A 23,697-nucleotide genomic window follows, 5' to 3' on the forward strand; every position below is an offset into this window, starting at 1 on the left:
TTTCGCGCAGCTTTATATCCCCACGCGCTACACTCATCCTGTAGACCAAAACAACGCAAGGGGGACGTATGCTGCGCATCGCGACCATCGGCACATCCATGATCACCGACGACTTTATCCAGGTCGTCAATGCCAACGACCAGGCTGTATTCGTAGGCACGCTCTCGCGCAACGCCGAGCGCGGCGCCGCCTTTACTGCCGAGCACGGCGGCGAACGAAACTTTACTTCACTTGATGAGCTTGCAGCAGCCGCCGACGTCGACGCCGTCTATATCGGCAGCCCGAACGCACTTCACTACGAGCAGGCCCTTGCCTGCATCGCCAGCGGCAAGCACGTCATCGTCGAGAAGCCCTTCTGCGCCACCGAGGCGCAGGCGCTGGAAGTCTTCCGCGCCGCCGAGGCGGCGGGCGTCGTAGCCCTCGAGGCCATGCGCCCGCTCCATGACCCCGCTTTCCACGCCATCGAGGACGCCCTGGGCGAGATTGCGCCCATCCGCCGCGCCTCACTGCGCTTTGGCAAGTATTCTTCACGCTACAACGAGGTTCTCGCGGGACGCGCCACCAACATCTTCGACTGCCACATGGCCTCGGGCTCCCTCATGGATATTGGCGTCTACACCGTCGAGCCCATGGTCGAGATCTTCGGCATGCCCTCAGGCCTTACGAGCATGGCTACTCTGCTCGACCCCACCACGCAAGAGCTCACCCATGGCCCCATCGATGGCTGCGGTTCCATCCTCGCCAGCTACGGCGGTGGCCGTATCTCCGTCGAGCTCGCGCACTCCAAAATTACGAATGACCTACTGACCTCGCAGATCGAAGGCGAGCGTGGCACTATCCAGATTGACCATCTGTCCACGCCCCGCAACGTCCGCATCGACTATCGCGGCGATGTCGTACGCGGCTCGGCGACCGAGGCGCCGCGCGAACAGAGCGACAACGGCCGCGTGCTCGACCTGCCCAAATCGAGCAACACCATGGAATACGAACTCGCAGACTTTATCACCGCCATCGGCGGCATCGATAACGTCAAGGAAGAGATTTGGGAGACCCCGGCGGGACGTCACGAGCTTGGCCACTATCGCGATGTCACGCTTGTCTCGCTGCGCATCATGGATGCCGTGCGCCAACAGACCGGCATTACCTTCCCCGCCGATTCTGTCAAGCAGGCCTAGCGATGGGTATTTTCGACAAGCTTTTCTCGGGCGTCGCCGGCGGCAGCCGCGAGCCCCAAAAGCCCTCTGGCGTCGAGCTCGAGCTGCGCCGCAGGCTTACTGTGCTCGCAAGCGACGAGGCCACTCAAGACACTCCCCTGCGCTATTTCCTGCGCTGGGAGGGACAGGTCCAAGGCGTTGGTTTTCGCTTTACCAACACCAACCTCGCGCAGGCACGCGCACTCACCGGCTGGGTGCGTAACATGGAAGACGGCTCAGTCGAGATGGAGATACAGGGAGCTCCAGCAAACATCCTATCTCATCTCGAGGCGCTTCATGCCTCCTACGAGCGCATGGGAACGCGTTTTCGCCTCGTAGACGCCCAGGTCCGAGCCCCACTTGCCAATGAAGACGGTTTCACTCCTCATTATTAGTATTGTGTGCTAAATACGGTATCATTTACCTACGACCGTTAATAGAAAAGAGGCGAGGCGCATGGCGGTGCAAAGAAGGAATACCAGGCAGCGAAAGCTAGTTCTTGATGCCGTGCGCCAAAGCTACAACCATCCCACCGCCGAAGAGATCTACAACGCTGTGCGCGCGCAGGATGACAAAATCAGCCGCGGTACGGTCTACCGCAACCTCAATCTCTTGGCCGATGCCGGGGAGATTCTCTCGATTAAAACGCCGGGCGGCAGCCGCTTCGATCGTGCCATCGAGCCGCATGCGCATATCATCTGCACCTCGTGTGGCCGCGTCATCGATGTGCCGCTCCCCTTCAATACCCAGCTCGACGCCAGGGCATCCGAACAAATCGGATGGAGCGTCAGCTCGCACTACACCATCTTCGAGGGCCTCTGCCCCAACTGTAGGTAGATTTTGGGGCATGCCTTAAAATCAACTTTTCACCGATTGCGGCAAAAGAAAGATTTCCAGGCATGTCCCAAATGTCTACTCAGCAAGTAGGCGACGCAGCTCTTCTTCGACCGTGCGCACGTAACGGACGCGGTCGTTGATACCGCGCATACTGGGATTGCAGCTCTCCATCAGATAGGGATGGCCCACCACGTTGAGCATGTCGCGGTCGTTTTCATTATCGCCAAACGCCATCATTTCGTTAGGTGAGATCCCCAGCGCACGACCATAATCGGCAAGCGCGGACCCCTTGCCCGAATCAAAGCCGATAAAGTCGGTCCATTCGGTTCCCGACGTCATCACATCGACCCGGTCGCCAAAGCGACGGACGAAATACTCCAGCGCCGCCGGCTGCTCTGTCTCGGGCGTTTGAAACGCGATCTTAATGACGTCCTCGTCGATGTCCTCGGGACGTTCGACCACCGCCACATCGCAATGGACCTCGTAGCGCAAATGGTCGACGAATGCATCGTTGCCGCTTATGGTGTAGAGGTGCCCCTCGCAGGAAAGGGTCACGTCGGCATGGGGATACGCAACCACGGCATTCGCGATATCCATAGCAAGGTTACGCTCCATGGAACGCTTGACAACGGCACGCCCCTCGCTCATCACGAGGGCTCCGTTTTCGCATACATAGGCGAGCTCATCGGCCACCGGGGCAAACAGATAGCGCAAGCTCGCATATTGACGGCCGCTCGCCGGCATAAACACGATGCCACGACGATGCAGCTCATCGATAAGCTCAAAGGCCTCGGAACGCGGCTCGCACTCCCCCGGATGCAGCAACGTGCCGTCCAAATCGCATGCAATCAGCTTGATTCCCTCAAGACCCATATGCTTTCCCCCACAGCACCTCATCAACAGCAAGACGGACTTTGAATAGCTGCCTCTCAAATTCCGTCTTGCTCATACGCACGTTAACCGCGCGCCTTTTTTACGATCGTAAAGTCGGGAGCCATGCTCACAACGGCATACGCCGCACTCGACGCAAAACGCCGGTCCGTATCGAGTTCACGGCTAACCACCGAGAGCATAACGCCCTCGACGCCCCGGAGCATGCGGCCCAAAACAGGCTGCACCGGCGTATACATGCGCACGGTATGCTCGTCCGAATCGCCTCGGAAAAGCGGCGCGTGCATATTGCCGATCTCCCAGCACGCATGCGCGAGCGCAATCGGATCCATGCGGTCGACTTCGACCAAATAGACCTCGGCGCTGCGCAGGCGTACGACAACCGCCACGGGCACCATGCCCGAACGGTCGATGGCGAGCACGTCGCCGTCGGCAAGACGACTGCCGTCGGCAGCATCTAGCCGAACATCGACCGTGCGCCCCAGCTCCGTCACGCCCGCAAACGCGCATACATCAGCCTGGTCCCAATCGAGCAGCAGCTCGTCAACTTCAAAGATGCCACCCAGCTCCCGACGAAGCAGGAGTTCATAGGACGGATCGTTGAGATTTCCCAAGCATGTCGTCGAAACCAAGCGTTCAGGCATACTCTAACCCTCGACCTCGACGAGCTCGATATCAAAGTTGAGATCCTTGCCGGCCAGCTCGTGGTTAGCATCGAGCGTCACGGCCTCGGGCGTCACATCGATGACAACGGCAGGGACAGGCATGCCGCTCGGCGTGGACAGGAAGAGCTTCATGCCCTTCTCGATCTGCTCGATGTTGGGAACCTGCTCGGCCGGGAAGGTGATAACCATCTCGGGATTGTGCTCGCCGTAGGCATCGGCAGCAGGAATGTGCACGGTCTTCTTCTCGCCCACCTGCATGTCGACAACAGCGGCATCGAAGCCCTTGATCATCTGACCGGCACCGCAGGTGAACTCCAGCGGCTCGCCGCGATCGTAGGAGCTATCGAACTGCGTGCCGTCGTCGAGCGTGCCGCGATAATGGGTCTTGACCTTCTTGCCCTGGTTGGACATGGAAACCTCCGTGATAAGGGCGGCACACAACGCGGGCCGCCATGAACGTATGGCGCTAACTATACCCTAGTCATACAATTCGAAGACAGTTTGCAAAGAAACGCTGCAACCGGAGGAACCATGGCATATCCCGTATTTGACCTACACTGTGACACCGCCGACCGCATCGGCTGGGCCACGCTCGATCTCGACCTGCGCTTTACCGCCGGCACCGACGGTTATTTCCCCGGCGACGAGACGCATCCGCAAGATTTCGACCTCATCGAGGGCAACGCCTGCGCCATCTCGCTCGCAAAGATCGGCAACACACCGTGGGCACAGTGCTTCGCCACGTTTATCCCCGACGAGATTCCCACCGCCCACGCCGCGCGCTTCCAGGCGCAGATCATGGCGCATATGAGCGGCCAGGCCATGCTCAACCACGACCGCATGGTCAACGTACGCAGCGCCGCGGACATTCGCCCCGCGCTCAAGGACGGCAAGGTCGCTTGCATCCACACCATCGAAAACGCCACGTTCTTTGCCGAGGACCCCGCACTGATCGAGGTGCTCAAGAGCTTGGGCGTACTCATGTCGTCACTCAGCTGGAATGCGCAGGGGCCGCTCGCGAGCGGACACGATACCCACGCCGGCCTCACCGCCGCCGGCATCGAAGCACTTACGCAGATGGAGCACGCCGGCATGGTGCTTGACGTCTCCCATCTCAACGATGAGTGCTTTGACGAGGTCGCCGCCCGCGCCACGCGTCCCTTCGTCGCCAGCCACTCCAACTCCCGTGCGGTTTGCGGCGCCAAACGCAACCTTACCGACGACCAGTTCCGCACCATTCGCGACATGGGTGGCATCGTCGGCCTCAACTACTGCAGCGAGTTCCTTTCCAACGACGCAACCGACAAGACCGCCGCAGACGTCACCTTCGATCAGCTAGCGGCACATATCGAGCACTGGCTCGACCTGGGCGGCGAGGACGTCATCGCGCTCGGCGGCGACTGGGACGGCGCCACGGTGCCCGCTTTCCTCTCCGATGCCAGCAAGATGCCCGAGTTCCAGAACATGCTCTCCAAGCATTTTGGCAAGACCGTGATGCAAAAGCTCTGCAGCGACAACGCGCTTGCCTTCTTTGAGCGTTATTAATTTCACATCCCTTGATCGGGCCGGCATGCCGAACGGTCGACATGCCGGCCCGTCCCCAATCTGAAGGACCGCTTTTGACGCAGCAGTTTACGATTTCCGTATCCCGACCGGATGGGATGCCCATCCCCGTCGTCGTTACCAAAAAGCGTGTCAAGAACTTCAACCTACGCGTCACATCGAGCGGTGAGGTCCACGCAAGCGCACCGCTCGGTGCCACCCGCGAGCGTATCGAAGCATTTGTGAAGCGCAACAGCGCCTGGATTATCAGCCGACTTGCCCAGCGCGAGCAACGTCAGGCGACGGAGCGAGAGCCGCTCAGCCCCTCGTCCATCATTGCGCTTTGGGGCAAGCCCATCACGGTACAAGATGCGCTCGATCACAACTTTGCATCACCCGCACCGCGACCCAAACAGGCCACCTTCGCAAGTTTTATGGGTACCGACGAGCCATACGAACACCCACAGGCCAAGCGGCACGCAATCCTCGACGGCCTAACGCCCGATGAGCTCCAAGCCCGCATCGACCAGCTCTATACATCCGAGGTCACCACGGCGCTGCACGATATGGTGCGCACATACGAAATCGCAATGGGTATCGCCGCTTCCCGCGTTTCCGTGCGCAGCATGAAAACGCGCTGGGGCTCGTGTACGCCCAAAACCGGTGCCATTCGCATCGCACGCGAGCTTGCCGCCTACCCCGTCGAGTGCCTTGACATGGTTGTCGCCCACGAGCTCGTCCACTTGCTCGAGCCAAGCCACAATCAGCAGTTTCACGCCCTGCTCGACACGTACTGCCCCAACAATAGAGCTCTGTCGCAGCGGCTCAAGCAGCCACCCATAGAGACGTATTAGAACCGGTTAGCGCACGCGCTCGATCTCGACACCGCAGCTTGCCAGGGGAAGACCGACGGGCGCCCAAGGCTTATCGAGCTTAACACGAACGCCAAGCAGCAGGGGGTAACGACGTAGCAGCATCTGGGCCACGCCCTCGGCTGCGGCCTCGATGAGCTTAAACGTATGCTCGCGCAGATAGCCATCGACATCGTGGCACACCGAGCCGTAGTCAATCGAGGCATCCAGGTTATCGTGCTCCCCTGCTGCACGCAGGTCGGCATAGAGCACCAAGGACACGATGAACTTCTGGCCCAGGGCGTTCTCCTCGGGATACACGCCGTGGTTGGCAAAGACCTCAAGACCTTCAACGGTGATGCGATCGGCATGGCGCAGATCGTCATAGCTCACGTGGGGCACCGCCGTTGCGGTGGATATTTCGCCCCTTCCACGGCGGGCGAGCTCGGCGCCTTCAGTCTTGGTTGCATTCTCGGGCAGTTTCTTGTTGGTCATCGCGATCGTCTCCTTCGTTTAGAACCCCGACCGCGCAAACCAACTACACGCGAATCGACAGGTTCTTTTTATCATCGCTCCAGTTGCAGGCATTGCGCGCGGGGCATGCAAAGCAGGCGCGCGACGCTTTGTCAGCTGCATAGAGCAGACGCTCAAGCGGTTGGCTGTTCACGCGCAGCTTTCTATGGCCTAAAATGGCCGTCTTAATGGCCGCGGCATCGGCCGGATCAAATGCCACGTCATCGGGCATGCCGCCAAGAATCGCATCAGCGACGCGCTCGCTTGCAACATCATGGGATATACCCGATTCATACTGTTCATCTTTGCCGATATCGTGAAGAAGTGCCGTGGCGTAGATGACCTCGCGGTCAAATTCGAGCTGTTCCTCAAGATTCTTAATCCACATAATGCGCGCGACATCCAGCAGATGGTCAATACCGTGGCGGCAAAAGATGCGCCCCGATTCCAACTGTGCAATGTTGCCCAGGTGCCGCCGGAACAGCCCGTTGGCACAAATGTAGTCAATGCGAGGCATGGCGCCAAAGGGAGTCAGGCCCGAAGCCATAAAACCGCGACGCGGCGTCCCCTCATCGGTCTTCGATGTAAAGTCGTTGACGACTCTCATGGTTAGCGGTCCAGCATCCTAAAGAATCGCTCCTCGAGCGCGGGATCGGTCTCAAAGACACCGCGACGAGCAAGCGTTATGGTCTTGGTACCGGGCTTTTGCACGCCGCGCATGGTCATGCACATATGCTCGGCTTCCATCAGCACGATCGCCCCTTGGGGAGCAAGATATTCCATGAGGGCATCGGCAACCTGCGCGCACAGCTGCTCCTGCAGCTGCAGACGACGGGCATAGACCTCAACCGTGCGAGCAAGCTTAGACAGACCCGCCACGCGACCGTTAGGGATATAGCCGATCGCAGCCTTGCCATAAAACGGCAGCAGATGGTGCTCGCACAGCGAGTAAAACGTAATATCGCGCTCGATAACCAAATCGTTCGAAGCGACGGCAAAGGTTTTGGACAGGTGCTCCTCGGCACTCCGGCCCATACCGCCGGCAATCTCGCCATACATACGGGCGACGCGTGCCGGGGTCTCCAGCAGGCCCTCACGAGTTGGGTCCTCGCCTATACCTTCAAGCAGCAGCTTAATAGCAGTCTCGACTTTTTCCTGATCGACCATCTGGGCCTCACTTTTTTCGATTTCGCGTTCGCGCTATGGTACCACGCTGGCACGCAACCTCTTCCAGCTACATAGTATGGGTCGAATAGACCGGATCGTCCCGCCAAAGCTCCACAGCGTCGCAAAGCGCAACGCCCTCGCGCGCAGCACGAGCGCGCGTGGCGTTCATGTCGATCACGCGCTGATTACTCGAGCCCCTAAAGCGCAACGAGATATCGTACAGATCTTGAACGAACGGACCGTCTACCAGCATGTCGAGGCAAGCAAGGATACGGTCCGTCACGTCGGTATGGTGACGGCCACCCGGCATTAGTTCCTCGAGCACGTCACCGGTAAAGCACCAAATGGTCTTCCCAGACTCCACAGGGTAGGTCGCACGCACGCGTTCGATAAAATCAACGAGCCCCGCCTGGTTCTCGGGTTCCATAGGCTCCCCGCCCAGAATCGTCAGGCCATCAATAAAGGGATGATCAAGACTCTCGATGATTTTGTCCTCGACGGCACGATCGAACGGTTCACCCGCGGCAAAGTCCCACGCGACGGAGTTAAAACAATTCTTGCACCCACGACGGCACCCACTCACAAACAGAGATGTACGAACGCCTTCTCCATCAGCAATGTCGAAATACTTAATGTTCGCGTAGTTCATAGGTAACCTTCCTGGGGGTCTGGAGCATATCATCCCGTCCTCAAACATTCTCGGCCTTCGGCCTGCGAAACTGCGGGCGGGACGATATGCTCCAGATCCCTCGCGAGCGACACTCGGTGAACAAAGCGAACATCGAGTATGGGGTTCGAGGCCCAATAAAAACTGGGTTGCGGCTCAACCGCCATTGCAAGTAAATCGTAGCTGCAGCTCGAATTATTTCCGCTAAGAACTTCGAGGAGTGAGCAGACCGCATACTGCATCTCAGCTACATCAACTTGGCTGCCCCGTCGCGAGGCCCCGGACCTTTGCTCGATATGAGTTCCGCACGAACAGGAGGCGCCAGTGGCGCCTCCGTCGTGAGCCAGGACTGTCCGAAATAGCGAGTAAAGGTCCGGGGCCTCGCTACGGGGCAGCCTGGGATGGTTATTAGAGATGCAGCACGCGGTCGCGGATCTCCTCGGTTCGACCCTGGTTCCAGAACTGGGTACCGATGTAGCCGCACGTGCGACGGGCGACATTCATCTTCTCCTGGTCACGATTGCCGCAATTGGGGCACTCCCACACCAGTTTGCCATCGTCCTCGACAATGCGAATCTCGCCGTCATAGCCGCACACCTGGCAGTAATCGCTCTTGGTGTTGAGCTCAGCGTACATGATGTTGTCGTAGATGTACTGCATTACGCGAATGACCGCCTTGAGGTTGTCCTGCATGTTGGGAACCTCAACGTAGGAGATAGCACCGCCCGGCGAAAGCTGCTGGAACATGCCCTCAAACTTAAGCTTGTCGAAGGCATCGATCTCCTCGGACACGTGGACGTGATAGCTGTTAGTAATGTAGCCCTTGTCCGTCACGCCCGGGATAATGCCGAAACGGCGCTGCAGGCACTTGGCGAACTTGTAGGTCGTCGACTCAAGCGGGGTGCCGTACAGCGAGAAGTCGATATCGCTTTCGGCCTTCCACTCGGCGCACTTGTCGTTCATGTGCTGCATGACGGCCATGGCAAACGGCGTGCCCTCCTTCTCGGTGTGGCTGTGGCCCGTCATGTACTTGACGCACTCATACAGACCGGCGTAACCCAGGCTAATGGTGGAATAACCGCCCACGAGCAGCTTGTCGATCGTCTCGCCCTTCTTAAGGCGCGCCAAGGCACCGTACTGCCAAAGAATCGGCGCAGCATCCGAAAGCGTGCCCATCAGGCGCTCATGACGGCACAGCAGGGCGCGGTGGCACAGCTCAAGGCGCTCATCGAAGATCTTCCAGAACTTGTCCATGTCCTGATGCGAGCTCAGCGCAACATCGGGCAGGTTGATGGTCACAACACCCTGGTTAAAGCGACCATAGTACTTAGGCTTGGTCGGGTCATAGTTCAGAGCGTTGGCGACATTGTTAAAGCCGTTGCCCGAACGGTCGGGCGTCAGGAAACTGCGGCAACCCATGCAGGTATAGCAATCGCCGTTGCCGGCGGTCTCGCCCTTAGACAGCTTGAGCTCGCGCATCTTCTTCTCGGAGATGTAGTCGGGCACCATGCGCTTGGCGGTGCACTTGGCGGCGAGCTTGGTCAGATAGAAGTACGGCGAATCCTCGCGGATGTTATCGTCCTCGAGCACGTAGATGAGCTTGGGAAACGCCGGGGTGATCCACACGCCGGCTTCGTTCTTAACGCCCTCATAGCGTTGACGAAGCGTCTCCTCCACAATCATGGCAAGGTCGTGCTTCTCCTGGGGCGTACGGGCCTCATTGAGATACATAAAGACCGTCACGAACGGCGCCTGGCCATTCGTGGTCATAAGGGTCACGACCTGATACTGAATCGTCTGGACGCCGCGACGAATCTCATCGCGCAGGCGTTCCTCAACGACCTCGCGAACCTTCTCGGCAGATGCCGAAACACCGAGCTCCTCAAGCTCGCGAGCGACCTCGCCGCGAATCTTTTGACGGCTCACCTCAACGAACGGGGCGAGATGGGTCAGCGAAATAGACTGACCGCCGTACTGGGAGGAAGCAACCTGGGCGATAATCTGCGTCGCGATGTTGCAGGCGGTCGAGAAGCTGTGCGGCTTCTCGATCAGCGTGCCCGAGATAACGGTGCCGTTCTGGAGCATGTCCTCCAGGTTCACCAGATCGCAGTTGTGCATGTGCTGGGCAAAGTAATCCGAATCGTGGAAATGGATCAGGCCCTCATTATGGGCATCCACGATCTCCTGGGGCAGCAGCACGCGTTGGGTCAGGTCCTTGGAAATCTCGCCGGCCATATAGTCGCGCTGAACGGAATTGACGGTCGGATTCTTATTGGAGTTCTCCTGCTTAACCTCTTCGTTATTGCACTCGATCAGCGACAGGATCTTGTCGTCGGTCGTGTTCTTTTGGCGCTTCAGGCTCTGAACATAACGATAGATGATGTAGCGGCGAGCGACCTCATAGCAGTCGAGACGCATGATCTCGTCCTCGACCAGATCCTGGATCTCCTCGACCGATACGGTATGGCCGGCCTTCTCACATGCCTCGGCGACGTTTTGCGCCGCGTAGATCACCTGGCGGTCGGTAAGACGAGAGCCCTCCTCGACCTCCAAGTTGGCGGCGCGAATCGCATTGACGATCTTATCGATGTCAAAGGCAACCTCGGTGCCGCTGCGCTTGATGATCTTCATCCTCTTGCCTCTTTCGCGTCGTAATCCCATTGCGCTTCAGAGCCAAACGATGCCTGGCAGGGCTTGTCCCTGTCTTGCGGCGCCGTCGCGCAATCTGTGTTCTCGATAAACCATAGGTCCTCATGCGGACAATCCTCGCGGCCGATCAAGCGGCTCAAAGGCGTGTCCAAATGGGACGAACAAGGTCTTCGTTCTCTGTCCGCCATCTATCATACGACAAAGACGCCTCTATATCCTGTATTCTTTTTTTAGGTCAAACACAACATATAGTGTTTCAGCAGGTCAAAGCAATTGGTCATTTTACAGACACATTAATTATGAGGGTTTCTTGGCAAGTCGGTAAAACGTTACCAACGCGGCTACCTGCAAGGCAGTTATAAAACCCCCTAGTCAAGCCGCCGACAAATCCTACCAAAACCAAGCCGCTCACGCGAAAAGAATCCAAAAGATTATGCTTGACCAACATGTTGCGGTCGAATGCCGGCGGACGGAGTGACAGGACTGCAAACGCTCGGAAGACTACAGCCCCGGCACCCCGTCCGCCGGCATTCGATAGGCGAGGAGCTATTAGCTCTCTTCGCGAGCTATCATGCGGCCGAGAGCCGCCGTAAAGGGATCGAGCAGCACGCCGGCGATAACCACAAAGGCCCATCCCTTTGTGACAAGGCCCGCCCAGCGCGCGAAGAACGTACGGCCTTCAATCGTTCCGAATCCTCCCTGGAAGGCAATCTCGCCAAAACCGATCACCATAAAAGATTGCATGGGGGTCAACCATGGAAACGCGGGCGACGTGCACGGTTATGATCAAAATAATCATCTCCCACGAGACCAAGAGGCCAATAACGACAAATTATGCTGGGCAGCAAATGCAACGTGAAAAAGCGACCGAGGTCGATAATTTGACGGCATATTATGTGTGTTTATAACAAAACAGTCCAGAAGCAAAGCCTCTGGACTGCGAACATTTGGTGGGCGTTACAAGATTTGAACTTGTGACCTCTTCCGTGTCAGGGAAGCGCTCTCCCCCTGAGCTAAACGCCCAAATGGAGCGGACAACGGGGCTCGAACCCGCGACCCCAACCTTGGCAAGGTTGTGCTCTACCAACTGAGCCATGTCCGCTTACGGGGATTAATCTTACGTGATACCCGCATCCTATGCAAGAACTTTTTTTGAAAAGTTTTACGACGCCCTCGCGAACCTCACGAAGACATCAGCCACCTCAAAAAGGCCGAGCTCCTCACCATGATACACGTATGCCGAACCCGGAAGCGCCAGCTCAAGCAAAAGGGCCGCCCGCGCGCGGCGCTCGCGATAGATCTCGTGGGCCTCGTTGCGGTCCCACAACGGATGGGTGCCGTCGTCAACCATGTCATCGCCCTCGGCGAGATGCCACCGGTCAAGGTCATCGCGGTCGAGGTCCTTGGCGAGACCGTGCGCCACATCAATGCGAAAGCCATCGACGCCTCGATCGCTCCAAAACGTCAGGACGTCGCAAAAGAACGCATGAACCTCGGGGCATGACCAGTCAAAGTCCGGCTGCTCGGGCGTAAACATATGCAGATACCACTGACCGTCCGCAACACGCGTCCAGGTGGGGCCTCCAAAGTTGGCATTCCAATTGGTGGGAGGCAGCTCGCCATGTTTGCCGCGACCATCGCGGAAGATATAACGGGCGCGCTCGGGCGATCCAGGGCCGGCGGCAAGAGCGGCTTTGAACCAGGGGTGCTGGTTGGATGAATGATTGGGCACGATGTCGACGATGACCTTGATGCCGCGCGCGTGAGCCGCAGCGACCATGTCATCGAAGTCGTCAAGCGAGCCGAGACGTGGGTCGACATCGCAGTAGTCCGCCACATCATAGCCACCATCGACAAGAGGCGATGGGTAAAACGGGCTCAACCAGATGGCCTCGATGCCCAGCCGCTCAAGATAGTCCATCTGCTGGGTAATGCCCGCGATGATACGCCCAAAGCTGTTATTCGCGGCAAACAACGCCACAGCCACGCCCCAAGACGCTCGCTCCCTCTCGGGTTCGAGCCTCCCGGGACGAATCGACCGATTAGTGAAAAGAACGGAAAACCCACTCCCCCGGCCACGACAGCGAGCGGGCTCCGGGTGCCCCAGGTTGCCGCAAAAGAGGAGGGAAGCGTACTTTATGTACGCGACCGACGATTGAGGGGCAAGATGGGGTGCCCGGGGCTCGCGCAGCGTCAACAAAAAACGCGGTTCGTTAGAACCGCGTAAGATAGTTGGAGCGGACAACGGGGCATCCGCGTATCCGCTTCGCGGATCCGCACCGGCTTCGGCCGCCTGCCGGCGACCTCGCCAGCTCGCTACAAACGCTCCGCGTTTGCTTAACGCTCGCTCCCTCTCGGGTTCGAGCCTCTGCAATGGGTACGAAAAAGCCCGGCTACCGTGGTAGTCGGGCTGTTGTGCTTGGAGCGGACAACGGGGCTCGAACCCGCGACCCCAACCTTGGCAAGGTTGTGCTCTACCAACTGAGCCATGTCCGCATATGTAAAACAAAACGGGCGCCGGAGCGCCCGGATGTTGCCTGGAGGCGAAGCCCGGATTCGAACCGGGGGTAAAGGCTTTGCAGGCCTCTGCCTTACCACTTGGCCACTTCGCCGAAAAAGGACCGTTAAGAACGGTCCGGAAATGCAATGGAGCGGACAACGGGGCTCGAACCCGCGACCCCAACCTTGGCAAGGTTGTGCTCTACCAACTGAGCCATGTCCGCTTGCGGGTTATTAATTTACGCGAGTTATCCAAAAGACGCAAGTACTTTTTTCAAAAAAGTTGCCCAAAGCAAGTTCACGCAGGGAAATCATGTCGATCCAAGGCGCTAAGCGCACGATTCCAATGCCGAACTAAACAGCTTCACCATCCGAACGCGTGTGCCGACACCATCCGTGCGACGGGCAACCTCCACATTATCGACGAGCATGCGCATAAGCTTGATACCGCGTCCGCGTTCCTCGGATGCCATCGGTTCGCTCGCGCCATCGATAGAATAGCCAGCGCCTCGATCAAGCACCTCAAGCACAACACGGTCCCCATAGGCCTGAATCGTCAGGATGCAGCCAACACCGCCCGCATGGTCATATGCGTTACCCAATGCCTCCCCCAACGCTAATGCGACGTCATAGCGCTCATCACGCCTCAGGGGAAGCGATTCGAGAATCTCGGCCACACGGTGCCGATAATACGGGAGATTCTCGATGCCTCGCTGCACCTTGACGCTCTTGCTCCATCGCGGCAACTCCCCCACCGGAATGGCGGGAATCGACTCCCGCACCGGACCCGCAACATGAAGGATGTCGACAAGTCGGGCAATCTCCAAAAAGCGAACGACCTCATCGGAGGCGTTAACAAGCGAAAGCAGCCCTTCTCGTCTCATAAGCTCTCTGGCACGCGTAAGCAAAAACGCCAAACCCGTCGAGTCGATAAAAGCCACGGTCTGGCAATTGATGACAACACGGCGCACGCCCCGGTCGATTAAATTATCCAACCGTTGGCGCAGCTCGGGCACCGAGGCGATATCGATATCGCCCGGTGGCGTCAAAACCGCTATGTCATTCCACTCATTCATGCGACCATGGTTCCCCAAAAGAGCTCGCTCGATGCACACTTTTCTGCAACCGTTAGGATTCTGTATGCCCAACGTCGCGACCTACGATCGACCCCGTAAAAACTCAAGGGACACCAATGCAATGTCATCGTCCAGCGCCGAGTCGGTAAAGCGGTCAAGCTCGCCCAAGACCTTACCGCAGATGCCCGATACGCCCTCACCCGAAACAGAGAGTAGAAGGTCGCGCAGGCGTTGCTCGCCAAAGAAAGCACCCGAGCGGTCGCGTGCTTCGATCGTTCCGTCGGTATACATAAACAGCATGTCACCAGGATCGAACGTAAACACGCCCGTCTCGTACACCATGCTCTCAAAGGCACCGATCACGCCCGATTGGCACCCAAGGAGCTCCACTTCTCCCCCGCAGGTCTCTCCTCCGCCATGCGGCGTCGACGACGGCCTAATGACCATAGTGGGAGGATGTCCCGCAGAGCAATAGGTAGCGCGGCCCGCTTTAAGATCAATCTTGGCGATAAACGCCGTCACAAACGTCTCGACCCTCGAAAAGCCCATGAGCATGCTATTGAGCGAGCGGGCCATGCGAGCGGGTCCCGCACCCTCCCAGGCATAAGCCGTCAACGCCGTCTTGACGAGCGCCGACATCGACGCCGCCTCAATTCCTTTGCCGGAGACATCGCCCAATATCATAACGGCGCAATCGTCGGGAAGACGGATAAGCGTATAGAAGTCACCACCGACCAACGCCGAATTCGTTGCCGACAGGTATACCGAATCGGTTGCGATGCCCGGAACGTCGCCTAGCGAATTTCTCATGCCAATCTGAAGCGTCTGAGCGATATGACGCTCTTCACGCTTTTGAGACTCGCCCTCATAGATCAGCTCAAAGTCGTGTGCCAAATGCACCATGTAGTCGTATTCAAGGTCGTCGATTGGCTCCTGGCTGCCATCACGGAGCAGCAAAACGCGCCTCGTCGGTCCCTTGGCGATATCAGCGGGCACGATTGCATCGTTGCTTCGCGTACCATCCGCCTCCGAGCGGCAGCGCCCCGCCTCGATACCGGAGTCGACATAAAGTCCCTGACACGGCAGGCCGTGGGCTCTCAACCATGCGCCCATAGTCGTGGATTCGTCCACGCGCGTAAGGCGCACGTGCTTGAGGTCGTCGGCGCTCGTCCCGCCCAGCACCGATGTCTCAAATCCATCGGAAATTGTCCCCAAGCGCGCCGCCGGCGTCGTGACAGAAAAGAAGAGTGACTCCGGATCGCCCGGCAATGCCACACGACTGCCACCTTCAAAATCGATGACATAGGTTTCGAGGCCCGCATCATACTCCACGGGGCAGAAATGGCAACTGAGCACAGCGCAGATTTCGGTCGACACCGCACGCGAGGCGGCAATAGGATCATCGAGATAGGCAAACAACTCATCGCGCAGCACGTTGAGAGAACGGCCAAGCTCTGCCGTGCGACGTGAACGCAGACTCGATGCCATGCCGACTAGTTGGATTGAGAGATAATCGCAAATGACCTCGAGCACGTTGACATCATAGACAAGCGGCGCCTGCGGACGTTTCCAACCGACCTCCAACACACCGAGCACCTGAGTGCCATAAAACACGGGAAGACATATCTCGCTGCGGTATGGAGGCATATCTTGAACGCGTAGCAGGTGCTTAGAACGATTGTCCAGGTCCATAAACATACCCGAGGCAACCCTATCGCCCTCGAGGTCCTGCTGAATCGACAGGCGGCAGGCACGAGACTCACGGAGCACATACGTCGGGATACCCGCACCATACGGCATAAACTCGGGCAGGTAGCTGTCATACAGCTCCTTGGAAACACCGCGAAGCTTAAAACCGCCGCTCTCAGAAAAATAGATGGCAGCACCCGAGGCATCGAGGGTTCCTACAAGCTGGTTCAAAACGGTATCCAACAAACTAGGCAGCTCATCGGAGCCCACCGTGCTCATAATGACCGACAACGTGCCCGAGAGGCGCTTATTCGCCACTCTGAGCTCCGAAAGCGCACGCTTGAGCTGACGGTCATGCGAATACTGCTCTTCGATACTATGGAGCGCCACGAGAACACGCGGCGCACGGCGGCCAAAGATACGAGGCGGCGTAACCGAGCCGGCACAAACTAGGACGGGAATAAAGGAGCCGTCACTTAGCTTAAGCATCAACTCGCTCTCGGTACCATTGGTCTCAAAAGGAAGACGATGTTCTGTCGCGCGTTCAAATGCTGACGAGTACAAGAGATCTTTAACGTCCCCGTTGATCACATCGGAACGTTCCTCGCAGATCAAGTCGAGCAAGCGATTGTTTACATGCAAAATGGTTCCGTCGAGCTCGCAGATAATGACAGCATCGCTCGTAATATCGACCAATTGGGCAACGTCAACCCACTCATTGCGCTCAAGCGTTTCCATCGTGAACCTCACCGTCTATCGGTAACAAAAAAGCCTCCGAAGAGGCTTCTCAAATGCGATGGTGTCGGAGGCGGGACTTGAACCCGCATGACCAAAAAGCGGTCACTAGCACCTCAAGCTAGCGCGTCTGCCAATTCCGCCACTCCGACATGCTATATTGTTGATTCGCAGTTCGTTTTGTTGGACCCGCGCTTTCAACGAGGAAGATAATAACCTATGATTCGAGAACTGTGCAAGCACTTTTTTCAAAAAAGTTTACGAATTTGAAAATGCGCAGGTAGACTGACCTGTTCGGGCAGGAATGAGGTTGCCTTCCAACGCGTCCTCGGGCATGCGGCATTATTTTGATCTGCGCTTCGCGCTACAAAATAATGCCGCCCCCTGCGGAATGCGTTGGAAGGCAACCTCATTCCTGCCCTAGGGGCACATGCTTCATGCACAGTTCTCAAACATGTTCTGGGGGCTGATATTAATTTGGTGGCTCGGCTTTGCCGAGCCCTTATATGAGGAGGCCGGAGCTAAAGCTCCGGCCTCGCTATCTTTCCCATTAGATTAAGTGAGCGATCAGGGAACCGCATTCCACCTGCCGAGTTGCCGCAGGGCCTGCCCTGGTGTTGCTTTTCAGAACATTCCGCAGGACGGAGGAAGCCCCGCAGCGCGTAGCGCGCAGCGGGGCTTCCGACATGTCCGAGGACGTTCTGAAAAGCAACACCAGGGCAGGCCCGAACGATAACAACCGACTACAGGTCGATGTGCGATTCCTTAATCGGGAACGGCTCGGCGAAGTGGCAGGCGCAGCAGTGGCCCGGAGCAACTTCCCTAAACTCGGGAAGCTTCTCGGAGCAGATGCCCTGCGCGATCGGGCAGCGCGTGTGGAAACGGCAGCCAGTCGGCGGATCCAGCGGTGACGGCGGATCGCCGGCGAGGATGATGCGCTTACGGGACTTTTGGATATCCGGATCGGGAACCGGCACGGCAGACAGCAGCGACTGCGTATACGGGTGGTGAGGCTCGCTATAGAGCGTCTTCCAGTCAGAAACCTCGACCACCTTACCCAGATACATAACGGCAACGCGATCGGAGATGTGCTGAACGACGGACAGGTCGTGGGCGATAAACAGATACGCCGTACCAAACTTGTCCTGCAGCTCCTTAAGCAGGTTCAGAACCTGGGCCTGAATGGACACATCCAGAGCGGATACCGGTTCGTCACAGATAATCAGCTTGGGCTTCAGCGCAAAAGCGCGGGCAATGCCGACACGCTGACGCTGGCCACCCGAGAACTCATGAGGATAGCGGTTGATGTGCTCGGGGTTCAGTCCGACAACGTCGAGAAGCTCGCGGACGCGCTCAATGCGCTCCTCCTTGGTTCCCACGCCGTGAATGGTCATGGGTTCGGAGACGATCTCGCCGATGGTCATGCGAGGATTCAGCGAGGCATAAGGATCCTGGAAGATAAACTGCATCTCGCGACGCATATCCTTGATCTCATGCTTGCTCATTTCGGCAACATCTTTACCCTGGAAGAACACCTTACCGGCGGTCGGCTTGGTCAGGCGCATGATGGTGCGACCCGTAGTGGACTTACCGCAACCAGACTCACCAACCAGACCAAAGGTCTCACCAGGATAAATCTCAAAAGAGATGTCGTTTACAGCAGAGACGACGCGCTTGGAAAAACGCTTGGCGAACATGCCGGACTCTGCGGGGAACTCCTTAGAGAGGTGCTCGACCTTCAGTAGCGGAGTGCGCTCGTTATTGTCTGCCATTTACGCCTCGCCTCCCTTCTTGGAATCCTTACGCGTGCGGGACGTCTCAGGAGCGTTCTTGAGGAACTCGGGGTCACCGGAATAATGGCACGCAGAATAGTGGCCGGACTCGGTAACAAAACGCTCGGGGCGCTGCTTGCGGCACTTATCGGTCGCATAGGGGCATCGAGGCGAGAACACACAACCCTCGGGCAGGTTCATAAGCGAAGGCGGGTTGCCGTGAATCGGCGTAAGCGGCTTCTTCTCATCGATGGCCTGCTCCGGTATGGAGCGAATCAGGCCCCAGGTATAGGGGTGACGGCTCTCGTAGAAGATTTCCTCAGCAGTACCGAACTCGACGGGACGGCCGGCGTACATAACCATGATCTTGTCGGCCATATCGGCGACAACACCCAGGTCATGGGTAATCATGATGATGGCGTTGCCGTTCTTCTCCTGCATTTCCTGCATAAGCTCAATAATCTGAGCCTGAATGGTAACGTCCAGGGCAGTCGTGGGCTCGTCGGCAATCAGAATATCGGGATCGCAGGCAAGGGCCATGGCAATCATGACGCGCTGACGCATACCACCAGAAAACTGGTGCGGATACTCATTGACGCGTTTCTCGGGCTCGGGAATGCCAACGAGGTCCAAAAGCTCGGTGGCGCGCTTGAGCGCCTCCTGCTTGGAGTAGCCGCGGTGCAGACGAAGGCCCTCACCCACCTGCTTGCCGATCTTATAGACCGGGTTCAAGGAAGTCATAGGATCCTGGAAGATCATCGCGATATCGTTGCCACGAATGTGCTGCATCTCTTCCTCGGTCATCTCGAGGATAGAACGTCCGCGATAGCGAACGTCACCGCCCTCAATCTTTCCCGGAGGCATCGAGATAAGACCCATGATGGTCATGGCGGTCACGGACTTACCGGAGCCGGACTCACCGACGACACCCAGGGTCTCGCCACGATCGAGCGTGTAGGACACACCATCGACAGCGCGAACGACGCCATCCTCGGTGTGGAAATACATCTTAAGGTCATCAACCTCGAGCAGATGCTGGCCCTCGGGAACCGGCTGGTCCTTCAGGTCCACATAGTTCTTGTTCTTCTTCATCCTTATGCGTCCTTCATCTTGACGTCGAGGGCGTCGCGCAGACCGTCACCCAGCAGGGTGAAGGCGAGCACCGTCGAGAGAATTGCCAGACCGGGCATGATCATCATCCAGGGAGCAGTCAGAAGATACTGCTGGCCGTCCTGAATCATGGAGCCCCACGAAGGCGTAGGCGGAATAACGCCCATGCCGAGGAAGGACAGAGCGGACTCGGTCAGAATGGCGCCACCAATGTTCATAGTCGCGTAGACCACGATGGAGGCAACGGAGTTCGGGAAGATGTGACGCACGACGATACGAGCATCAGATGCACCCATCGCGCGCGCGGCGTCAACATAGTCGTTTTCCTTGACCGTCAAGATCGCGGATCGGAAGACGCGCGCAATCGAAGGCCAGCCAAGAATACCGATGGCGATAAAGACGTTCTGAAGACCACGGCCGATAACGGCGATCATGGCGACAACGAACAGCACGTACGGGAACGCAAGGAAGATGTCCGCACAGCGCATGATGATCGTATCCCAGATACCGCCGTAGAAACCGGCCAGAGCGCCCATGACCAGACCAATCACCGTGGAGATCGCAGTGGCCATAATGCCGACGGACAGCGAAACGCGTGCACCGTAGATAACGCGGACGAGAATGTCACGGCCAAGGGAGTCGGTGCCAAACGGGTGCTCTGCACACGGAGCCAGCAGCGACGTCTCGGCCATGGTAGTCGAGTCGGAAGCCGTCGGCGACCCGAGCCAGGGCTTAGCCCACAGGTCGGCGGTCAGGGCAACCACAACGACGATGACAATCCAGCAGACACCGATAACGGCGAGCTTGTTCTTACGAAGACGCTTAAAAGCGTCGCCCCACAGCGTGCGGGACTTGGCGGGAGCAGATGCGGCCATGGTGGCGGTAGCCTGCTCCTGAGACTGAGAATCAGTTTCCTGCATGAGACGTACCTCCCTTAGGCCTTATCCGACGGACCGCCAAGGCGGATGCGCGGGTCGAGGAATGCATAGCTAATGTCGACGAGCAGGTTGATCACCATGACGACGACGACGATGAGCGTAACGCCGCCCATAACGATGGGCCAGTCGCGCATGCTAATGGCGCGATAGACCTCATAGCCGATACCGGGCCAGTTAAAGACCGTCTCGGTCAGGATGGCGCCCGAAAGCATGGCACCGAAGTCGACACCAATATAGGTAACGACGGGGATGAGTGCATTCTTAAGCGCATGCTTGATGATGATCGCGCGATTGGAGAGGCCCTTGGCCTTTGCCGTACGGATGTAATCCTGGTTCATGACATCGAGCAACTGCGAGCGCATGATGCGGGCAGCATAGGCGGTCGAAACCGAAGCAAGCGTGATGGTCGGAAGCACATAGTGCATCCAATCCTGATACTGAGAGCTAGCACCGCCGGCACCCGAAATCGGCATGGAGAATGCGCCGCCGGTGGCATCCTTGAGGATGACGCCAAAGAACAGCTGCAGCAGCATACCGAGCCAGAAAGCAGGAACGGCAACGAGGATCGACGTGGTCAGCGTTACCAAAATATCCCAGAAGGAGTAACGCTTTACCGCCGAAATGATACCCGCACCGATACCCATGATTGCCTCGAGTACGATGGCGCACGCGGCAAGTTTGACCGTATACGGATACTTTTGGGCAAAGATATCCGTAACCGGCAGCTTGCGCTGATAGGAATTACCCAGATCGCCATGAAGCAGGCCGTTCATGTAATACAAGTAACGGTCCACGAGCGACGTTTGAACGGGGTCGCCGTTCTCGTCAAGGATCGCGTTGCCGTCCTCGTCCGACTGGACCAGGTGATAGCGCACGCGAAGCTGAAGCTCCACCTCGGGGGACAGAGCCTTGTCTCCACCGATCAGCTTGATCGGGTCTCCCGGCACGATATTCTGGAGGGCGAACAGAATCAGCGTAACGCCCAAAAATACCGGGATGAACTGAAGCACACGTTTAACGATGTACTTACCCATACCACTCCCCTATCTAGGGATTAACCTAAATGGGATGCCGATCGCCAGACCGGCATCCCAAAATTACCATCAGCCAGTTTACCCCAGGTTAGGGGGAACTGTATGTTTCCCATGAGGTCTACGTAAAAACTTGACCCTCACCAAAGCTGCAAATCTTATGCGAGCTCAGCGGTACCCAGATCAGCATGCTTCTGCGGATCAACATAGAGGTGCTTGATGCGGTCGGAACCAGCGAGGGTGTGCGTGTAGAACATCAGCGGGATGACCGGGCAGTCAGCAGCGACGATTGCGTCGGCCTCCTGCATCTTAGCGACGCGCTCTTCGTCGTCAATCGTGGTACGGGCCTCGTCGACCTTGGCGTCGAACTCGGGGTTGTTGTAACCAGAACGGTTGTCGCCACCGAGGGAGTCGGAGTGGAACAGCGGATACAGGAAGTTGTCCATGATCGGGTAGTCGGCAATCCAGCCCAGACGACCGAACTGATAGTTGAGGTTCTGATACTGTTCGAGCAGGGCAGACCACTCGGGGGTATCGGAGACGGCGTTGACGCCCACCTTGGCGAGGTCGCCGATGATGGACTCCATGATCTCCTTGTGGCCACCGTCCTGGTTGTAGGACAGAGTCACGTTAATGCCACGGTCACCGTTGGCGTCGGCAGGAGCAACCTTGTCGAGGTACTCGTTAGCCTTGTCGACGTCATAGGCGCAGAACTCCCATGCGCCCTCCTTGTAGCCATCGATGCCCGGAGGAACAATGCCGTCAGCGGGGGTGCGGGTACCCTTGAAGATGGTCTTGCAGATGGCCTCACGGTTGATGGCCAGGGAGATACCCCTGCGCAGATCGGCGTTGTTGAACGGCTCGGCCGTGGTGTTGCAGGTCAGGTAGTAGGTGGAAGGCTCGGCACCGAGCAGCATGCGCTCGCCGTCGCCCATGGTGTAGCCGTCCTTGGACTCGCCGCGATCCTTCTTGGCGGCGTCGATCTGAGCAACGGGAACGTCGCAGATGTCAAGGTTACCGGCCTGGAACTCCTTGTAAGCGGTCTCCACGTCCTTGATGACCTGGAAGTGGATGCCATCGATTTTGGCCTTGTCGCCATAGTAATCGTCGAACTTCTTGAGGTTGATCTCCTGACCATCCTCCCACTTGCCGTCCATCATGAACGGGCCGTTACCGATCGGGGCAAGGTAGAAGCTCTTGACATCGGACTCGGCGCACTCGGGAACCGGGGACAGAGCCGGATGAGAGGCGACGAAGGGGAAGTCGGCGTAAGCGGAAGTCAGCTTGACGACGAGGGTCTCATCGTCAGGGCAGGTAACACCGCTGAGCTCAGTAGTGTTACCGGCAAGCAGATCGTCATAGCCCTCGACCATGGAAAGGTGATAGGAGACCTCGGAAGGACCATACTCTTGAGCGACAGCGGACTTGGTGCTGACCAGACGCTCCCAACCGAGCTTGAAGGACTTGGAGGTAACGTCATCACCGTTGTGGAACTTGGCCTTCTTGATCTTGAAGGTAAACTCGGTGGCGTCGTCGTTGGCCTCGAAGGACTCGCAAGCCAGCGGAACGATCTCGCCCTTCTCGGCGTCATAAGAGGTCAGAGCGTCAAAGAGCTGGTACTCGACCTGAGTGCCCTGGTCCTCCTGGACATTGTAGGGGTCGATGCAGACCGGGTTATTGATGTAGAAGTTCAGCGTCGAACCGGACTCAGAACCGGAAGCGTCGCCGCCCTTCTTGCCGCATGCGGCAAGAAAAGCCATGGAGCTCGCAGCAAGGGTACCGCCGACAAAGGCTCGACGACCCATAACGGGCTGGTGGAACATAGAATCAGCCATGCCATCCTCCTTATGAGATAGGACAAAGAAATGTTCA

At 57.7% G+C, this 23,697-nt stretch carries 22 protein-coding genes and 6 tRNA genes; 5 read left to right on the forward strand and 23 right to left on the reverse strand.

What is annotated here, in order from left to right; all coding sequences use genetic code 11:
- Nucleotides 1-68: 68 nt before the first annotated feature.
- From ACTQ0H_RS04735 to ACTQ0H_RS04745, 3 genes are all read left to right on the forward strand, one after another.
- On the forward strand, nt 69-1,175 hold the full coding sequence (locus ACTQ0H_RS04735; protein ID WP_441538114.1) for a Gfo/Idh/MocA family protein: 1,107 nt from the start codon (nt 69-71) through the stop codon (nt 1,173-1,175).
- 2 nt (nt 1,176-1,177) lie between these two features.
- The gene (locus ACTQ0H_RS04740) at nt 1,178-1,588 is read left to right on the forward strand and encodes an acylphosphatase (RefSeq protein WP_427795950.1); all 411 of its coding nucleotides are present in this window, start codon (nt 1,178-1,180) and stop codon (nt 1,586-1,588) included.
- Between the two features lie 61 nt (nt 1,589-1,649).
- Nucleotides 1,650-2,030 (forward strand): Fur family transcriptional regulator, encoded by a 381-nt coding sequence (locus tag ACTQ0H_RS04745; protein ID WP_154517406.1) that lies wholly within the window; start codon nt 1,650-1,652, stop codon nt 2,028-2,030.
- A gap of 75 nt (nt 2,031-2,105) precedes the next feature.
- On the opposite strand, the gene ACTQ0H_RS04750 is transcribed toward ACTQ0H_RS04745, so the two are convergent.
- From ACTQ0H_RS04750 to ACTQ0H_RS04760, 3 genes are all read right to left on the reverse strand, one after another.
- Nucleotides 2,106-2,903 carry an HAD-IIB family hydrolase gene (locus ACTQ0H_RS04750; RefSeq protein ID WP_441056944.1) on the reverse strand — a complete coding sequence of 266 codons (798 nt, stop codon included), beginning with the start codon at nt 2,901-2,903 and terminating at the stop codon, nt 2,106-2,108.
- An 83-nt stretch (nt 2,904-2,986) separates the two neighbouring features.
- Nucleotides 2,987-3,565 carry an urease accessory protein UreE gene (locus tag ACTQ0H_RS04755; RefSeq protein ID WP_441048578.1) on the reverse strand — a complete coding sequence of 193 codons (579 nt, stop codon included), beginning with the start codon at nt 3,563-3,565 and terminating at the stop codon, nt 2,987-2,989.
- A gap of 3 nt (nt 3,566-3,568) precedes the next feature.
- Nucleotides 3,569-3,997, reverse strand: a complete 429-nt coding sequence (locus ACTQ0H_RS04760) for an FKBP-type peptidyl-prolyl cis-trans isomerase (RefSeq protein WP_055286916.1) — start codon at nt 3,995-3,997, stop codon at nt 3,569-3,571.
- Between the two features lie 120 nt (nt 3,998-4,117).
- Between ACTQ0H_RS04760 and ACTQ0H_RS04765 the strand changes: the two genes are divergently transcribed.
- Together ACTQ0H_RS04765 and ACTQ0H_RS04770 are read left to right on the forward strand one after the other, a co-directional pair.
- A complete protein-coding gene (locus ACTQ0H_RS04765; protein WP_427747977.1) occupies nt 4,118-5,131 on the forward strand; it encodes a dipeptidase in 1,014 nt (337 codons plus the stop codon).
- 74 nt (nt 5,132-5,205) lie between these two features.
- Nucleotides 5,206-5,982: a M48 family metallopeptidase gene (locus ACTQ0H_RS04770; RefSeq protein WP_441538117.1), complete on the forward strand. Its 777-nt coding sequence runs from the start codon at nt 5,206-5,208 to the stop codon at nt 5,980-5,982.
- Nucleotides 5,983-5,988: 6 nt separating this feature from the next.
- Here ACTQ0H_RS04770 and folB read toward each other — a convergent pair whose 3' ends face one another.
- From folB to ACTQ0H_RS04870, 20 genes are all read right to left on the reverse strand, one after another.
- Entirely contained in the window at nt 5,989-6,474 is a 486-nt protein-coding gene (gene folB, locus ACTQ0H_RS04775; RefSeq protein WP_427718610.1) for a dihydroneopterin aldolase, read from the reverse strand.
- Nucleotides 6,475-6,517: 43 nt separating this feature from the next.
- Nucleotides 6,518-7,099 carry an HD domain-containing protein gene (locus ACTQ0H_RS04780; protein ID WP_195838586.1) on the reverse strand — a complete coding sequence of 194 codons (582 nt, stop codon included), beginning with the start codon at nt 7,097-7,099 and terminating at the stop codon, nt 6,518-6,520.
- Nucleotides 7,100-7,101: 2 nt separating this feature from the next.
- On the reverse strand, nt 7,102-7,659 hold the full coding sequence (gene folE / locus ACTQ0H_RS04785) for a GTP cyclohydrolase I FolE (RefSeq protein WP_441015849.1): 558 nt from the start codon (nt 7,657-7,659) through the stop codon (nt 7,102-7,104).
- Nucleotides 7,660-7,726: 67 nt separating this feature from the next.
- Nucleotides 7,727-8,308, reverse strand: coding sequence for an anaerobic ribonucleoside-triphosphate reductase activating protein (nrdG, locus tag ACTQ0H_RS04790; protein ID WP_427727760.1), 582 nt, complete (start codon nt 8,306-8,308; stop codon nt 7,727-7,729).
- Between the two features lie 426 nt (nt 8,309-8,734).
- Complete coding sequence (gene nrdD / locus ACTQ0H_RS04795) at nt 8,735-10,957, reverse strand: anaerobic ribonucleoside-triphosphate reductase (protein WP_427718616.1); 2,223 nt, start codon at nt 10,955-10,957, stop codon at nt 8,735-8,737.
- A 567-nt stretch (nt 10,958-11,524) separates the two neighbouring features.
- Nucleotides 11,525-11,719 carry a hypothetical protein gene (locus ACTQ0H_RS04800; RefSeq protein ID WP_441547870.1) on the reverse strand — a complete coding sequence of 65 codons (195 nt, stop codon included), beginning with the start codon at nt 11,717-11,719 and terminating at the stop codon, nt 11,525-11,527.
- 204 nt (nt 11,720-11,923) lie between these two features.
- Nucleotides 11,924-11,998: transfer RNA gene (locus ACTQ0H_RS04805), tRNA-Val, on the reverse strand.
- Nucleotides 11,999-12,001: 3 nt separating this feature from the next.
- Nucleotides 12,002-12,077, reverse strand: a tRNA-Gly gene (locus ACTQ0H_RS04810).
- 60 nt (nt 12,078-12,137) lie between these two features.
- The gene (locus ACTQ0H_RS04815) at nt 12,138-12,962 is read right to left on the reverse strand and encodes an alpha-amylase family glycosyl hydrolase (protein ID WP_441547871.1); all 825 of its coding nucleotides are present in this window, start codon (nt 12,960-12,962) and stop codon (nt 12,138-12,140) included.
- Between the two features lie 433 nt (nt 12,963-13,395).
- A tRNA-Gly gene (locus ACTQ0H_RS04820) sits at nt 13,396-13,471 on the reverse strand.
- Between the two features lie 42 nt (nt 13,472-13,513).
- Nucleotides 13,514-13,587 (reverse strand) — tRNA-Cys (locus tag ACTQ0H_RS04825).
- Between the two features lie 35 nt (nt 13,588-13,622).
- A tRNA-Gly gene (locus ACTQ0H_RS04830) sits at nt 13,623-13,698 on the reverse strand.
- Nucleotides 13,699-13,803: 105 nt separating this feature from the next.
- Nucleotides 13,804-14,550, reverse strand: coding sequence for an anti-sigma factor antagonist (locus tag ACTQ0H_RS04835; RefSeq protein WP_441547872.1), 747 nt, complete (start codon nt 14,548-14,550; stop codon nt 13,804-13,806).
- Nucleotides 14,551-14,631: 81 nt separating this feature from the next.
- Nucleotides 14,632-16,977: a GAF domain-containing SpoIIE family protein phosphatase gene (locus tag ACTQ0H_RS04840; protein ID WP_441547873.1), complete on the reverse strand. Its 2,346-nt coding sequence runs from the start codon at nt 16,975-16,977 to the stop codon at nt 14,632-14,634.
- A 59-nt stretch (nt 16,978-17,036) separates the two neighbouring features.
- Nucleotides 17,037-17,126: transfer RNA gene (locus ACTQ0H_RS04845), tRNA-Leu, on the reverse strand.
- Nucleotides 17,127-17,717: 591 nt separating this feature from the next.
- Nucleotides 17,718-18,746 carry an ABC transporter ATP-binding protein gene (locus tag ACTQ0H_RS04850; RefSeq protein WP_154517434.1) on the reverse strand — a complete coding sequence of 343 codons (1,029 nt, stop codon included), beginning with the start codon at nt 18,744-18,746 and terminating at the stop codon, nt 17,718-17,720.
- Nucleotides 18,747-19,838, reverse strand: a complete 1,092-nt coding sequence (locus ACTQ0H_RS04855; protein WP_154517437.1) for an ABC transporter ATP-binding protein — start codon at nt 19,836-19,838, stop codon at nt 18,747-18,749. It lies immediately after the preceding gene.
- A gap of 2 nt (nt 19,839-19,840) precedes the next feature.
- Nucleotides 19,841-20,731, reverse strand: coding sequence for an ABC transporter permease (locus tag ACTQ0H_RS04860; protein ID WP_441547876.1), 891 nt, complete (start codon nt 20,729-20,731; stop codon nt 19,841-19,843).
- Between the two features lie 59 nt (nt 20,732-20,790).
- Nucleotides 20,791-21,828 carry an ABC transporter permease gene (locus ACTQ0H_RS04865; protein ID WP_441547874.1) on the reverse strand — a complete coding sequence of 346 codons (1,038 nt, stop codon included), beginning with the start codon at nt 21,826-21,828 and terminating at the stop codon, nt 20,791-20,793.
- A 155-nt stretch (nt 21,829-21,983) separates the two neighbouring features.
- On the reverse strand, nt 21,984-23,660 hold the full coding sequence (locus ACTQ0H_RS04870) for a peptide ABC transporter substrate-binding protein (protein WP_441547875.1): 1,677 nt from the start codon (nt 23,658-23,660) through the stop codon (nt 21,984-21,986).
- Nucleotides 23,661-23,697: the final 37 nt, after the last annotated feature.

It is taken from the genome of Collinsella sp. LCP21S3_A3 (assembly GCF_052118905.1).
Taxonomy (GTDB): domain Bacteria; phylum Actinomycetota; class Coriobacteriia; order Coriobacteriales; family Coriobacteriaceae; genus Collinsella.

Coding starts and splice junctions, on each gene's coding strand:
- ACTQ0H_RS04735 (WP_441538114.1), top strand. CDS start 69: ATGCTGCGCATCGCGACCATCGGCACATCCATGATCACCGACGACTTT.
- ACTQ0H_RS04740 (WP_427795950.1), top strand. CDS start 1,178: ATGGGTATTTTCGACAAGCTTTTCTCGGGCGTCGCCGGCGGCAGCCGC.
- ACTQ0H_RS04745 (WP_154517406.1), top strand. CDS start 1,650: ATGGCGGTGCAAAGAAGGAATACCAGGCAGCGAAAGCTAGTTCTTGAT.
- ACTQ0H_RS04750 (WP_441056944.1), bottom strand. CDS start 2,903: ATGGGTCTTGAGGGAATCAAGCTGATTGCATGCGATTTGGACGGCACG.
- ACTQ0H_RS04755 (WP_441048578.1), bottom strand. CDS start 3,565: ATGCCTGAACGCTTGGTTTCGACGACATGCTTGGGAAATCTCAACGAT.
- ACTQ0H_RS04760 (WP_055286916.1), bottom strand. CDS start 3,997: ATGTCCAACCAGGGCAAGAAGGTCAAGACCCATTATCGCGGCACGCTC.
- ACTQ0H_RS04765 (WP_427747977.1), top strand. CDS start 4,118: ATGGCATATCCCGTATTTGACCTACACTGTGACACCGCCGACCGCATC.
- folB (WP_427718610.1), bottom strand. CDS start 6,474: ATGACCAACAAGAAACTGCCCGAGAATGCAACCAAGACTGAAGGCGCC.
- ACTQ0H_RS04780 (WP_195838586.1), bottom strand. CDS start 7,099: ATGAGAGTCGTCAACGACTTTACATCGAAGACCGATGAGGGGACGCCG.
- folE (WP_441015849.1), bottom strand. CDS start 7,659: ATGGTCGATCAGGAAAAAGTCGAGACTGCTATTAAGCTGCTGCTTGAA.
- nrdG (WP_427727760.1), bottom strand. CDS start 8,308: ATGAACTACGCGAACATTAAGTATTTCGACATTGCTGATGGAGAAGGC.
- nrdD (WP_427718616.1), bottom strand. CDS start 10,957: ATGAAGATCATCAAGCGCAGCGGCACCGAGGTTGCCTTTGACATCGAT.
- ACTQ0H_RS04800 (WP_441547870.1), bottom strand. CDS start 11,719: ATGCAATCTTTTATGGTGATCGGTTTTGGCGAGATTGCCTTCCAGGGA.
- ACTQ0H_RS04835 (WP_441547872.1), bottom strand. CDS start 14,550: ATGAATGAGTGGAATGACATAGCGGTTTTGACGCCACCGGGCGATATC.
- ACTQ0H_RS04840 (WP_441547873.1), bottom strand. CDS start 16,977: ATGGAAACGCTTGAGCGCAATGAGTGGGTTGACGTTGCCCAATTGGTC.
- ACTQ0H_RS04850 (WP_154517434.1), bottom strand. CDS start 18,746: ATGGCAGACAATAACGAGCGCACTCCGCTACTGAAGGTCGAGCACCTC.
- ACTQ0H_RS04855 (WP_154517437.1), bottom strand. CDS start 19,838: ATGAAGAAGAACAAGAACTATGTGGACCTGAAGGACCAGCCGGTTCCC.
- ACTQ0H_RS04860 (WP_441547876.1), bottom strand. CDS start 20,731: ATGGCCGCATCTGCTCCCGCCAAGTCCCGCACGCTGTGGGGCGACGCT.
- ACTQ0H_RS04865 (WP_441547874.1), bottom strand. CDS start 21,828: ATGGGTAAGTACATCGTTAAACGTGTGCTTCAGTTCATCCCGGTATTT.
- ACTQ0H_RS04870 (WP_441547875.1), bottom strand. CDS start 23,660: ATGGCTGATTCTATGTTCCACCAGCCCGTTATGGGTCGTCGAGCCTTT.